This is a genomic window from Hyphomicrobium sp. MC1 (assembly GCF_000253295.1).
Classification (GTDB): Bacteria; Pseudomonadota; Alphaproteobacteria; order Rhizobiales; family Hyphomicrobiaceae; genus Hyphomicrobium_B.
Map to the genome: position 1 here is coordinate 1,362,506 of NC_015717.1, position 13,517 is coordinate 1,376,022.

The window sequence follows — 13,517 nt, forward strand, 5'->3', positions numbered from 1 at the left end:
TCGGGCAATCGTACTGGCGGAGGAATGGATCCTCGGCATAAGCCGAGGATGACATTTTGGGGTTGGACGGAGATCAGTCTTCGACGACGATCCAGTTGTCGGGATTTGGAAGTTTCGCGCGTTTCGTTTCGGCTTCGTCGCGGGTGGCGAAACGGATAGCGAGCGGGCGGCCGACGAAGACATCGCCGTTTCCGAGATAGGTGTGGCGATTGCCCGGCGCGACCAAGTCGCGCCGCTTCTCTTCAAGCAAATAAGCCATGGGCAATCATCCTCGCGTTTCAGCAGAGGCAGAATAACGCAAAGCCTGCAAAAGTCGCATTGCGTTTGATCATTGCGAGGCCCTGAAATGAAAAAGCTAACCCCGAGATCTGGGGCCGGGAGACCCATCTCGGGGTTAGCACGAGCTTAGCCTTCGGCCCTTCCAGGACAACCTCGGGCTCTACTCGATTCCGTTACGGCGTCACCTTCGCGACTTCGGCGTCGAGACGCTGTTTCGCCTTGCCCGTTGCGACGAATGACTTCACCGCGTCGAGGTTGACGGGCTTGCCGATCTGGACGAGGGCGACCATGCCCATGCCGTAGTGGGGCAGGCATTTGAAAACGTAGAGGCCATCTTTCTCGGCCTTGAAGACGACTTCCTTGCTAAACGGGCCTTTCACTTCCGGTACGTCTGCCGGCCAGATGTTCGGCACGCTCTGAGCGTTGTGGCCCTTGTCGGTCGGGACGAACTTAATGGTGTCGCCGACTTCGGCCTTCACGAAGCCTGGAACGAAGACCATGAGATTGCCGGCGTCGTCCTTGTTGCGCATTTCAATGATGTGCTCGGTAGCGCTGGCGACATGCGGAGTGGAGACTGCAGACAGGGTGATGGCCCCCGCCATCAGAATTTGATGGGTTAGCTTCATGTGTTTCCTCACCCCGGCTTTTTGTTTACGAAAAACGTATAGAATAGGATCGCCGACTTCTCAAGCGCCGTTTTGCCGCGCTCTTTAGGTTGCGCGTCTGACTCCCGGCCGGAACGCGCATATCGGGCGCTGCCAAAAAGACGCGCGGCGCACGGGGGGCGGAAACACTTATCCCCGGTTCAGCAGCGGATGATACAATTCGCTTCAGTCGCCAGCATGGTTTTGAAAGAGCGAGAAACGGTTGAGTACGGATCAATTTCGGCAGACGGTTAAAACGATTCTCGGCGCTCTCTGGCGCGGTACGGTCATTGCGATCTGGACACTTCGCGAGCTTCTGCGGACGGCCTGGAGCATCGTGCGCGGGCCGCTGATAACGGCGCTTAATATTACTGCAGCGCTGATCATCCTTTTCGAAGAGTGGGGATGGCGGCCGCTTTCGAACCTGCTCGGGAGGCTCGCAGCGTTCGCGCCGATCGCGGCGATCGAGCGGTTGCTGGCGCGTCTGCCGCCTTATGCGGCGCTCATTGCGCTGGCCTTGCCAACCTCGCTGTTGCTGCCGCTGAAGTTCGTGGCGATCTGGCTGCTCGCGAATGAGCATTTTCTGTCGGCGACCTTGCTGTTCGTCGGGGCCAAGATCGCGTCGACGGCGCTTATCGCGCGCGTCTTTCTGTTGGTGAAACCGGCGCTGATGCGGATCGGCTGGTTTGCTGCGCTCTTCAACTGGTTCATGCCCTGGAAGGATGCTCTTTATGCGCAGATCCGGGCATCGTGGGTCTGGCGCTACGGTCGTGTCGTCAAGGCGCGGGCGATGGCGGAGGTCCGGAAGGCCTGGGCGGCCGCACGTCCGCAAGTTGCGGCGGTCTGGCGGCGGTGGACGGGGCGGGAGCTGCCCTTTTCTGACGCGGCGCGCAAAAGCGCTGATCTTTCTTCGAAGTGATTCGTGCTTCGCCTGCGCCGGAAGATGAGACGCCTACTGACGGATGGAAAAGTTCCCGCTCTGCGACATGTCGGACCTGATCGGCATCCCCAATGATTGCAAAATGGCAACAGCTCCTCGGCAGGCAGTGGGCAACGATGCTGTTTTTGAATTCCAATGTTGACTGGTTGCGTCAAGTATCTTCTGTTCAGTTCATTGGGCCGGGAGGCAACAGGTTCAATAGCCGGGACGTCGAGGTGCGGGGTCCGGCGTTTGGGGGAATGACGATGGGATCGAAACTCGTGGCCGGCATCTTGCCGGTCTTTGCGCTGGGCACTCTCGTGTCCACCGTCGCCGCAAAGGCTGACGACGCTTCTGCCAACGGCGTGCCGGAGGATTCGATTGCTCACGATTGGGATGATCCGATGCGGGCCTCATTGGCGAAGCAGGGCATCCTCTACGGTGTGGGGTACATCGGCGAGTACTGGAATGTCGCTAAGGGCGGCAACTCGCAGGGCTCGAACTACGACGGCTTGGTTTCCGCGTTTACGGATTTCGATCTCGACAAGATGTTCGGCTGGAAGGGCGGGGCTATTCACGCCAGCGCCTATTACCTGAACGGTGTCGGTCCGGCGACGCAGCGCATCGGCAACATCTTCCCACCGAGCAACATCGAAGGCGACGAGCGGTTGCGCTTGTTCGAGTTGTGGTTCGAGCAGTCGCTGCTGGATGACAAGGTGAAGGTGCGTATCGGTTCGCTGGCAGCCGATAGCGAATTCTTTATCAGCGATACGGCTGCTGTGTTTCTCAACAGCACGTTCGGGTGGTCGGCAGCGACAGCCAACAACATGGCTGCCGGTGGTCCTGGATATCCGCTGGCGTCGCTCGGCGTGCGTGTCCAGTATCAGCCGACGGATAATCTCAACATTCTCGCTGCGGTGTTCAACGGCAGCCCGGCGGATCCGTTTGCGGATGATCCGCAGGCCGACAACCCGCATGGCGTGAACTTCCGTCTGCAGGATGCGCCGCTGCTGATGGTCGAAGCGCAGTATAAATATAACATCGGCATGCCCGGCACGTTCAAGTTCGGCGGCTGGAAGCAGTTCAATCATTACGCGCCGGAATTTCTCAATCCGAACGAGCTGGATACCAGCTCCGGCGTCTATGGCATCATCGACCAGCAGATCTGGAAGGGTGCGCATGATGACGCGGTCAGCGCATTCGTTCGCCTCGGTGGTTCGCCGGATAAGCAGAACCTGATCAACACCTACGTCGATACCGGCATCGTGTTCACTGGCTTCGTGCCGGGGCGCAAGGATGATTCATTCGGCGCCGCCTTTGCCTATGGCCATGTCTCGAACAAGCTGCAGCAGGCTCAGATCGATGATGGCCAGACGGTCATCTCCGACTACGAGTCGGTGGTCGAACTGAACTATACTGCGAAGATCTCGCCCGGCTTCTCGGTTGCGCCTGATTTCCAGTATATCTGGAACCCCGGTGGTCGGGTGCCAAGCGAGAACAATCCGGCCGTGCCGGAGAAAGACGCGGCCGTGTTCGGCGTCCGGACCACGCTCAATTATTAATCTGACTTCTACCGTCTGACTTGCGCCTCCTAGTGCCACAGCGCTAGGAGGCCTTTTCATGAGTAGCACAGAAACAGACCTGCGCCCCATTTTGATTGCCGGCCCGACGGCCAGCGGCAAGTCGGCGCTCGCAATGGCGATTGCGGAGCAGGTTGGCGGCACGATCATCAATGCCGACAGCATGCAGGTCTATCGGGAGCTGCGCATTCTGACGGCGCGTCCGACGCCGGCCGACGAAGCGCGGGTGCCGCATGCGCTCTATGGCTTCGTGCCGGCGCAAGAAGCGTATTCGGCCGGCCGTTTCGTCCGCGATGCGGCAGAGGCGATTGCAAGCGCCCAGGCGCAAGGACGGCGGCCTATCGTCGTCGGGGGCACCGGGCTTTACTTCAAGGCACTGCTCGAAGGGCTCTCACCTGTTCCCGAGATCGATGAAGACGTGCGCGCGCATTGGCGAGCGGAGGCGGCACGGCGCGGTGCAGAGGCGATGCATGCAGAGCTTGCGGAGCGGGATGAAGTCATGGCGGGGCGGCTTCAATCCGCGGATACGCAGCGGATCGTGCGTGCGCTCGAAGTTCTGGAGTCTACGGGGCGGTCGCTGGCCGAGTGGCAAACCCTGAAGGGCGCGCCCGTCTTGAACGAAGCGGAGACTGTGCGTCTGGTGGTTCGCGTCGACCGGGCTGAGCTTCACGCTCGTGCGGATACGCGTTTCGCCGCGATGATGCGCCAAGGGGCGGGCGAGGAGGCTCAAGCTTTGTCCGAGATGCAACTCGATGCCGGGTTACCGGCGATGCGGGCAATCGGCGTTCGGCCGCTGATCGGAGTTTGGCGAGGCGAGATAAGCGTCGAGGAGGCGGTGGCGGCCTCGCAGGCGGAGACCCGTCAGTACATCAAACGGCAGGAAACTTGGCTCAAAAGTCATATGATTTCTTGGATGCCTGTCCATACGAAATATATGGAAAGTTCACTGCGTGAAATTTTCGCATTTATTCACCGTTAGCGTTGACCAAATAGGATCGTGCGCCTAGGTTCCCCGCAATTTCGAAATGTTGGCAGGCGGCAAGCCTGTAGAGGAGTTTGACGATGGCACGCACGATGACCGGCGCGGAAATGGTGTTGACTGCGCTGGCTGACCAAGGCGTCGAGTTCGTTTTCGGGTATCCGGGCGGCGCCGTTCTTCCGATCTATGATGAGCTTTTCCAGCAGGAGAAGGTTCGTCACATCCTGGTTCGCCAGGAAGGCGGGGCGCTGCATGCGGCTGAAGGCTATGCGCGCTCAACGGGGAAGGTCGGCGTCTGCCTCGTGACGTCGGGGCCCGGCGCAACCAATGCGGTGACGGGCCTTGCCGATGCGCTGATGGATTCCATTCCGCTCGTCTGCATCACCGGCCAGGTGCCGACGCACCTCATTGGCAACGACGCGTTCCAGGAATGCGATACGGTCGGCATTACGCGGCCGTGCACGAAGCACAACGTGTTGGTGAAGAACATCAACGACCTCGCTCGTGTTCTGCACGAAGCCTTCCACATCGCGCGTACGGGCCGTCCGGGTCCGGTGGTGGTCGATATCCCGAAGGATGTGCAATTTGCGACGGGCAACTACGTTGGGCCCTCCAACATCCAGCACAAGACCTACCGCCCGAAGCTGAAGCCGGAACAGCAGTCCGTGCGCGAAGCGGTCGATCTGATCGCGAATGCGAAGCGCCCAGTGTTCTATACGGGCGGCGGCGTCATCAACTCCGGACCGAAGGCGAGCCAGCTGTTGCGCGAGTTCGTGCGGCTGACAGGGTATCCGATCACGTCGACGCTGATGGGGCTTGGCGCTTATCCGGCCTCGGATAAGCAGTGGCTCGGCATGCTCGGCATGCATGGCACCTACGAAGCGAATCTGGCGATGCACGACTGCGACGTGATGATCAACATCGGTGCGCGCTTCGACGATCGCATCACCGGCCGTGTGGATGCATTCTCGCCGAACTCGAAGAAGATCCATGTCGATATCGACCCGTCGTCGATCAACAAGAACATCATGGTCGATATTCCGATTATCGGCGATTGCGCCTACGTGCTCGAAGACATGCTGCGTGTGTGGAAGGCGAAGGCGCCGATCCTCGACAAGGCTGCGCACAAGGCGTGGTGGAAGCAGATCGACGGGTGGCGGACGAAAAAATCGCTGTCTTATAAGAACTCCAAAGACATCATCATGCCGCAATATGCGTGTCAGCGGCTCAACGAACTGACGAAGAATCGCGACACCTATTTCACGACGGAGGTCGGGCAGCATCAGATGTGGGCGGCGCAGTTCCTCCACTTCGATGAGCCGAACCACTGGATGACGTCGGGAGGCCTCGGTACGATGGGCTATGGATTGCCCGCCGCGATCGGCGTACAGCTTGCGCATCCGAAGTCGCTCGTCATTGACGTTGCGGGCGATGCGTCGATCCTGATGAACATTCAGGAGTGCTCGACGGCGGTGCAGTACCGTTTGCCGGTCAAGGTGTTCATCATGAACAACGAGTACATGGGCATGGTGCGGCAGTGGCAGCAGCTTCTGCACGGCAATCGCCTATCGGAAAGCTACACCGAAGCCTTGCCGGATTTCGTGAAGCTTGCCGAAGCCTACGGGTGGACAGGCATGCGTTGCGAGCATCCCGCCGATCTCGATGATGCTATAAACGAGATGATCAACACGAAAGGCCCCGTGATCTTTGATTGCCGGGTTGCAAAGCTTGCGAACTGTTTCCCGATGATCCCGTCGGGGAAGGCCCACAACGAAATGCTTCTCGGCGAGAACATCACGGACGACGAAGTCGAGAATGCGATCGGCGAAGCAGGAAAGGTGCTGGTTTGACAAAGCACGGGGGAACAGGTTTCGGAATTTTTGGCGCCGTCATCGCGGTTTTCGCGATGGCACTCCTCGTCATGCCGGGGACGTTGGCTGCCAAACAAACCTGGGACCACGTCGCCAACATCAAAGATGCAGCGCGGCGGCTTGGGGCGCTGCATCAGCGTGAAGGCTCGGCAGGCGTTCTGAAGTTTCTCGACGCCTGCTACCGGACGCAGATGCTTGCCAGCGAGTATTCGCCGGGGCTCGAGTCGTGCTTGGCGCAGGACTACATGCACAGCCAGGTGCTGGCGCAGATCTATGCGCGTATTCCACAAGCAGACCGCGTGCGCATGGGAACTCCGGCGCCGGAAGACATCGCGCGCGGTATGGGCGCCCGCTTCGTCGCGGCGTTCCGGCAATACAAGATTTCGACGAAGCAAGCCGAGGCTCTCAAGAAGATGATCGACAAGGACGGCATGCCGATCTTTCTGAAGGCTGTGTTTCCGCCGAGGAAGCCGGGCGAGGCCGACAGTGACGACACGACGGGCAGCGGCAAATAACGATGTTGAAGCTCGTCATTGGCAATAAGCTCTATTCGTCGTGGTCGCTCAGGCCGTGGCTTGTGCTGTCCCACTTTGACATTCCGTTCGAGGAAGAAATCATTCCGCTGCGGATGCCGGAGAGCCGCGGGCGGATGCTGGAGTTTTCGCCCTCGGGTAAAGTTCCCACGCTTGTCGACGGCGATGTGGCTGTCTGGGAAAGCCTCGCGATCATCGAGTATCTCGCAGAGAAATTTCCGGACTTTGCGATCTGGCCGCGGAACGGCAACGCGCGGGCGCATGCGCGTGCGGTTTCCAATGAGATGCACTCGGGCTTTCAGGCCTTGCGGCAAGCGTGCCCGATGCACCTCGGCGCGCGCTTTGCAACACCACCGATCACCGAGGCTTTGCAGGCCAATATTGATCGGGTCGAAGACATTTGGTCGGAGGCCCGCAATCGCTTCGGCGGCGGACAGCCATTCCTTTATGGGGCGTTCTCGGCGGCGGACGCCATGTATGCGCCGGTCGTCACGCGCTTCGACAGTTATCAAATTCCGGTCCGCGAAGCGACGCGAACGTATATGGATGCGATGCTGGTGCATCCATCGTTCGTTGCTTGGCGCGACGCAGCCCTCGCCGAGCCGTGGAGCATTCCCGATTATGCTGCCGGCCACACCCTCGTTGAAAGTTTTGTTTGAGAACGCAGAGACCGACGATGTCCGAACCTTTAAAGCAGTCGCACTATCCGAGCCCCTCCCGTTCGCAGGAGATCGTGTCGCGGACGCTGTCCGTCGTCGTCGACAACGAGCCGGGCGTGCTGGCGCGCGTCATCGGTCTGTTCGCTGGGCGCGGCTACAATATCGAGTCGCTGACGGTGACCGAGGTCGAGCATGAGCGGCATCTGTCGCGCATCACCATCGTGACCAACGGCACGCCGGCGGTGATCCAGCAGATCAAAACGCAACTTGAACGCCTCGTGCCGGTGCATCGCGTCCGCGATCTGACGGAAGAGGGCGCTTCGATCGAGCGAGAGCTGGCACTCGTGAAAGTCGGCGGCAAAGGCGAGAAGCGCATCGAGGCGCTGCGGCTGGCCGAGATTTTCCGGGCGAAGGTCGTTGATACGTCGACGGAGCATTTCGTTTTCGAGGTCACCGGTAAGTCCTCGAAAATCGAGACGTTCATTCAACTGATGTCGGAGCTGGGCCTCGTCGAGGTTTCCCGTACCGGCATCGCAGCGATCGGCCGTGGCGCCGCAAGCTGAGTTCTTTCCTTCGGCGGCAGTTTCCTTTCTAGATCGGGACGCGCAGCCGGTTCACCGTGCTGGTGAAGAGACATGTCTCACGAACTTTTCCTCTCACTCGTTGCGTTTGCGTTCGTATCGGCGATGACGCCGGGACCGAACAATACGATGTTGCTCGCGTCCGGTGTGAACTTCGGTTTTTTCCGAACGCGCGCGCACATTCTCGGCGTCGTGATCGGCTTTACCGTTCTGCTGCTGGCGATTGCGCTCGGCGTGGGGCGGTTGCTCGTTCTGGTTCCCGGTCTTTATTCCGTTCTTCGCATCGTCAGCGTTGCTTATCTTCTCTGGCTGGCTTGGCGTATTGGAACCGCCGGCGCGACCGATCCGATCGCCAGCGAGGATGCGCGGCCTATGACCTTTCTGGAAGCGGCCTTATTCCAATGGGTCAATCCGAAAGGATGGATGGTTTGCCTCAGCATTGCAGCCAATTACATCACGCCGGATAACCCATGGGCGGATATCGCGACGCTTGCGACCGTCATTACGATCATGTCGACCGTTTCGGCGTCGAGCTGGGCGTTCTTCGGCACATCGCTGCGTCCGCTTCTCAAGGATGAGCGGTCGATGCGTATTTTCAACGTCGTCATGGCCGTCGCGCTCGTCGCGTCGCTATGGCCTATCGTGAAGGAGATGATCTGAAGGTTCGAGGACGCATTTTGGGTTAATTTCGCTATGCAGCATGGGCGAAAGGCTGCGGTGAAATATCCGAGTTTCGGCCTGCCGCCAGTGTCCGCGGGCCGTTGAATCCTCGATCCGATGTCTGTAGGTTCCGCCCAGATTTCAGGGCGCCCGGTTTCAGAACCATCCGGGCCGCCATTGCTTTCAACCCAGCCCGAACGTCGATTTCGACCGGGGAACCCGAGAGGCCGCCCATGCGCGTCTATTACGATCGTGATGCCGACATCAACCTCATCAAATCAAAGAAGGTCGCTATTGTCGGCTATGGCAGCCAGGGCCATGCGCACGCGCTGAACCTCAAAGACTCCGGCGTGAAAGACATCGTCATCGCGCTGCGCAAGGGATCGCCTTCGGCGAAGAAGGCAGAGCAGGCCGGTCTCAAGGTCATGGAAGTCGCGGACGCTGCGAAGTGGGCAGACGTCATCATGATGCTGACGCCTGACGAATTGCAGGCCGATATCTACAAAGAGCATCTTGAAGCCAACATGAAGAAGGGCGCGGCGCTGCTGTTCGCGCACGGCCTCAACGTGCACTTTAACCTGATCGAGCCACGCGAAGACCTCGACGTCGGCATGGTCGCGCCGAAGGGCCCGGGCCACACGGTGCGCGGCGAATACCAGAAGGGCGGCGGCGTGCCGTGCCTCGTCGCGGTGCATCAGGACAAGAGCAGCAACGCGCTCGACCTGTTCCTCTCGTATGCGTCGGCGATCGGCGGCGGCCGTTCGGGCGTGATCGAGACGACCTTCAAGGAAGAATGCGAAACGGACTTGTTCGGCGAGCAGGCCGTGCTGTGCGGCGGTCTCGTCGAGATGATCCGCGCCGGTTTCGAGACGCTGGTCGAAGCGGGCTATGCGCCGGAGATGGCGTATTTCGAGTGCTTGCACGAAGTGAAGCTGATCGTCGACCTCATCTACGAGGGCGGCATCGCCAACATGAACTACTCGATCTCGAACACGGCGGAGTACGGTGAATACAAGACCGGTCCGCGGATCGTGACGCCGGAGACGAAGGCGGAGATGAAGCGCGTGCTCGCCGACATTCAGACGGGCCGTTTCGTGCGCGATTGGATGCTCGAGTGCAAGGCAGGCCAGCCGAACTTCAAGGCGACGCGCCGTATCAACGATGCGCACCAGATCGAGGAAGTCGGCGCGAAGCTGCGCGGCATGATGCCTTGGATCGGCAAGAACAAGCTTGTCGACAAAGGCAAGAACTGATCCGCGACGCGCTTTGGCGCGCAGGAAGGTTTCGTTCGACAGACACACGGCGGCCTTTCGAGGCCGCCGTTTTTTTTCTGTTCTTAGATCCTCGTGGTCTGAACAGGCGAACGCCGTGCATCACAACTGTCGCCTATGTGTCACTTCGTGACGATGGAGTGCCCACGATGCGGCGATGACGGCTTGTTCTATACAAATTTGGTATATAATTGGGCATCGCGGGCTTGTTTTCGCGGGGGATGCACCGGCTGACGCCACAGACTTACAGGATACGTATATGTCTCGATCTAAGTACGTAAGTGTTGCCGCGTCCGTCGTTTTCAGCTCCGTCGCTTCTTCATGGCCGGTCTTCGCACAGACGGCGGAAACCGATCCTTCAGCCGCTGCCGGATCGCCTTCAGTCGGCGCGCCCGATAGTCCCCCTTCCGATTCGCCTCCGACCCCGGACGTGCTGCCGAGCATGGTCGTAGAGGGAAAGGTACAGAAGAAAAAGATTTCGAAAGCCAAAGCGAAGACCAAGCCGGTTCAGGCGGTGACGACGTCACAGCCATCCGCCGCCCCAAAGCCAGCGGGCATCATCAATTCAAGAGCGGGACGGAATACGCCGTACGGTCCCGTCACAGATTATCTTGCTGCGGCTACCGAAACCGGCATGAAGACCGACACGCCGCTTAACGAAATACCGCAATCGATTTCAGTGGTCGGTGCCGAACAGATCCGGGATCAGGATGCGCAGAGCGTGCAGGATGCCTTGCGCTACGTTCCCGGCGTGGTGGCAGATGGCTACGGCCTCGATAGCCGCACCGACGGTCCCATTATCCGCGGCAGCACCGAAGTTCCCGAATATCTCGATGGCTTGCGCCGCACCTTCAGCTATTACACCTACAATTACCGGCTTGAGCCCTATTTCCTCGAACGCATTGAAGTGCTTCGAGGCCCGGCATCCGTGCTTTACGGACAAGCGGCGGTTGGCGGCATCATCAATTCCGTCTCGAAGCGACCGCAGTCCGAAACCGCGGGCGAGATCGGCGTGCAATACGGTTCGTTCGATTTCAAGCAGGTCAATTTCGATCTGACCGGACCGATGACCACGGACGGCAAGTGGTCGTATCGACTAACTGGCGTTGCGCGCGATGCTGATACCCAGGTGAAGTACGTTCCCAACGATCGCTACGCCCTGGCCCCGGCCATCAGCTATCGTCCGGATAACAACACCACCATCACCGTCATTGGAGACTTTCAGCGCGATCGCACGGGCTCCACCGCGCAATTCTTCCCGCACATCGGCACCATCTTCCCCAACGTGAACGGGAAGCACATCAGTTGGGACACGTTCGCCGGGGAGCCGGGCGACCACTACGACACCGACGCCATGGCAGGCACAGTGCTCGTCGAGCACAAGTTCAACTCGTGGCTGAAGTTGCAGCATGCCTCGCGCTACGCCGATATTCACAATGACTACAGCGCCGTCGCTGTTAATTGGGACTATCTCGATGCGGCGCAGGAGGAGCTATCGCGGTATCGCTGGATGTCGATCACCGATACTCAGGTCTTCAACCAGGATACTAACCTCGAAGCTAAGTTCGGAACCGGTCCGCTGGAGCACAAGGTGCTGGCCGGTGTCGACTTCACACACTTCCATGCGACCCAGGGTTGGGATTATGCGTACGACGCGAACCCCGATTTTTCCGAGAGGCCGTTCAATATCTATCACCCTGTTTACGGCCAGGCGAATTGGGTGGGAGCCAATTGCGCGGGTGAAGCGTATGCTTTTACGGCAGCGCCTAAGACACCAGCTTGCGACCGGCAGTCGGTTGTCCAGACCGGGCTCTATGGTCAGGACCAAATTCGTCTTGGGAACTGGCTCGCGGTGCTTGGTTTGCGCCACGACTGGGTGGACAACACGACAAACGGCTCAAGCCAAGCGGACGAGGCGACGACATATCGTGCCGGGCTGATGTATGAGTTTTCGAATGGCTTCACGCCATATTTCAGCTATGCCGAGTCGTTCATACCGGTCGTTGGCTTCGCCCGAACAGGCGCTGCATTCAATCCGCAAGAAGGCCGCCAATATGAGGTCGGCTTCAAGTATCAGCCAGTCGGTTCAAATTTTTCCATCAACAGCGCGATCTACGACATCAACGATACCGGCCGCCTTGTCGCGGACCCGATCAATCCTAACTATTCTGCCCAGATCGGCAAGGCCGAAGTCAAAGGCTTCGAAATCGAGTTGGTTGGCAGGCTGACGAAAAATCTCAAGAGCGTTCTCGGCTATTCGTATACGCAAGCTGAATACGCTGGCGATTACGAGTACGCGGGCAACCAGATCGAATCGATCCCCAAAAATGTTGCGTCGCTTTGGGCGGTCTGGGATTTCGATCAGCCTGGTCTTAAGGGCTGGTCCATGGGCGGCGGCGTTCGTTACATCGGCGCATCGTGGGACGAAACGAACACGATACAAGTTCCGGATGTGACGCTCTTTGATGCCATGATCGCTTATGAAACCGAACATTGGCGCTGGCAGCTCAACGGCAAGAACCTCGAAAACAAGCTGTATTACAGCACTTGTCTCGCTCGTGGCGACTGCTTCATCGGCGAGGCCCGTACGATTACGACCAGCCTGACCTACAAATATTGAGCATTCATCGCGGGTTTTTCCTCTCGCACGATGCGCACCAGGTCGAGGAGGTCGGCGCGAAGCTGCGCGGTATGATGCCTTGGATCGGCAAGAGCAAGCTTGTGGACAAGGGCAAAAACTGATCCGCGACGCGCTTTGGCGCGCAGGAGGGTTTCAAAAAAGCGCGGTGGCCGTCCCGGCTGCCGCGTTTTTTGTTGCGCATTTGATTTCAGATGAAAGTGTCATCCTGGGGCTCGGCCCAAGACTCCGTTTCCATTGAGCGGCAAAGCTTGCGGCCGCCAGCAAATCGTCGAGCGGGCCGCGGCGTGATCTCGGGAGAGCTATGCGGCTGCATCCCGCCTGCGCCGCCCGATGACGTTAGGTCCAAAGTACAGGGATGGAGCGGGAGACTGTCAGCGATAACGCGGAACCAACCCGCACTGCCGCGCTCTTGGGGAGGGTTTACGTGCGGCAGCGCGGGCGGTCCACGTCATTTCCAGCCTTGGCCCTTGCGGGCGCAGGCCGGGACTAACGCGGGCGGCAGAGGAGCGGGGACCTCTGCCGCCCGTTTCCGAATACTGCCGCATACACGGCATCTTCGGATTTGAAGGGGCTCTGACGCAGCGCGACCGCTGCGTGAGCCCGATGGAGTTTCCATCGGGCGGCAGATGATCCCATGGGCACCTCACCGCTCTACAACCCTGGCGCAACACCAGGATTTGAAACCGGCTCAGAGGTGCTGGGAGATCTTGACTGTCGCCCCCCAGCGACGCTGTCGTTAACGGTATATGGCTGTCGAATCTTGGCCGCGTCATGACCAAACTTGGCTCAACAAAAGGCTGACGTGAAAATCTGCGAAAAGAGTCCGGAGCCGAAATCGATCCGAATATCGGCATGTTGAGCATTTGAATTTGCATGGAAGTGGCGCTTTTCGGTTTTAAT

General features: G+C 59.2%; 12 protein-coding genes. 10 read left to right on the forward strand and 2 right to left on the reverse strand.

What is annotated here, in order from left to right; translation table 11 throughout:
• Positions 1 to 73: 73 nt before the first annotated feature.
• Complete coding sequence (locus HYPMC_RS06670) at positions 74 to 259, reverse strand: hypothetical protein (protein WP_024275651.1); 186 nt, start codon at positions 257 to 259, stop codon at positions 74 to 76.
• A 193-nt stretch (positions 260 to 452) separates the two neighbouring features.
• Positions 453 to 905 carry a pseudoazurin gene (locus HYPMC_RS06675; RefSeq protein ID WP_013947091.1) on the reverse strand — a complete coding sequence of 151 codons (453 nt, stop codon included), beginning with the start codon at positions 903 to 905 and terminating at the stop codon, positions 453 to 455.
• A gap of 241 nt (positions 906 to 1,146) precedes the next feature.
• Here HYPMC_RS06675 and HYPMC_RS06680 point away from each other — a divergent pair, with 241 nt between their 5' ends.
• From HYPMC_RS06680 to HYPMC_RS06725, 10 genes are all read left to right on the forward strand, one after another.
• Positions 1,147 to 1,842 carry a hypothetical protein gene (locus tag HYPMC_RS06680; RefSeq protein ID WP_013947092.1) on the forward strand — a complete coding sequence of 232 codons (696 nt, stop codon included), beginning with the start codon at positions 1,147 to 1,149 and terminating at the stop codon, positions 1,840 to 1,842.
• Between the two features lie 266 nt (positions 1,843 to 2,108).
• Positions 2,109 to 3,404, forward strand: coding sequence for a carbohydrate porin (locus HYPMC_RS06685; protein ID WP_024275652.1), 1,296 nt, complete (start codon positions 2,109 to 2,111; stop codon positions 3,402 to 3,404).
• A gap of 58 nt (positions 3,405 to 3,462) precedes the next feature.
• On the forward strand, positions 3,463 to 4,401 hold the full coding sequence (miaA, locus tag HYPMC_RS06690) for a tRNA (adenosine(37)-N6)-dimethylallyltransferase MiaA (RefSeq protein WP_013947094.1): 939 nt from the start codon (positions 3,463 to 3,465) through the stop codon (positions 4,399 to 4,401).
• 83 nt (positions 4,402 to 4,484) lie between these two features.
• Complete coding sequence (locus HYPMC_RS06695) at positions 4,485 to 6,251, forward strand: acetolactate synthase 3 large subunit (protein WP_013947095.1); 1,767 nt, start codon at positions 4,485 to 4,487, stop codon at positions 6,249 to 6,251.
• Positions 6,248 to 6,787 (forward strand): hypothetical protein, encoded by a 540-nt coding sequence (locus HYPMC_RS06700; RefSeq protein ID WP_013947096.1) that lies wholly within the window; start codon positions 6,248 to 6,250, stop codon positions 6,785 to 6,787. The genes HYPMC_RS06695 and HYPMC_RS06700 overlap by 4 nt, the downstream gene beginning before the upstream one ends.
• A gap of 2 nt (positions 6,788 to 6,789) precedes the next feature.
• Entirely contained in the window at positions 6,790 to 7,464 is a 675-nt protein-coding gene (locus HYPMC_RS06705; RefSeq protein WP_013947097.1) for a glutathione S-transferase family protein, read from the forward strand.
• Between the two features lie 17 nt (positions 7,465 to 7,481).
• Positions 7,482 to 8,027: an acetolactate synthase small subunit gene (gene ilvN / locus HYPMC_RS06710; protein ID WP_024275653.1), complete on the forward strand. Its 546-nt coding sequence runs from the start codon at positions 7,482 to 7,484 to the stop codon at positions 8,025 to 8,027.
• A 72-nt stretch (positions 8,028 to 8,099) separates the two neighbouring features.
• On the forward strand, positions 8,100 to 8,705 hold the full coding sequence (locus HYPMC_RS06715; protein WP_013947099.1) for a LysE family translocator: 606 nt from the start codon (positions 8,100 to 8,102) through the stop codon (positions 8,703 to 8,705).
• A 233-nt stretch (positions 8,706 to 8,938) separates the two neighbouring features.
• A complete protein-coding gene (gene ilvC / locus HYPMC_RS06720) occupies positions 8,939 to 9,958 on the forward strand; it encodes a ketol-acid reductoisomerase (RefSeq protein WP_013947101.1) in 1,020 nt (339 codons plus the stop codon).
• A 277-nt stretch (positions 9,959 to 10,235) separates the two neighbouring features.
• Positions 10,236 to 12,596 carry a TonB-dependent siderophore receptor gene (locus tag HYPMC_RS06725; protein ID WP_013947103.1) on the forward strand — a complete coding sequence of 787 codons (2,361 nt, stop codon included), beginning with the start codon at positions 10,236 to 10,238 and terminating at the stop codon, positions 12,594 to 12,596.
• Positions 12,597 to 13,517: the final 921 nt, after the last annotated feature.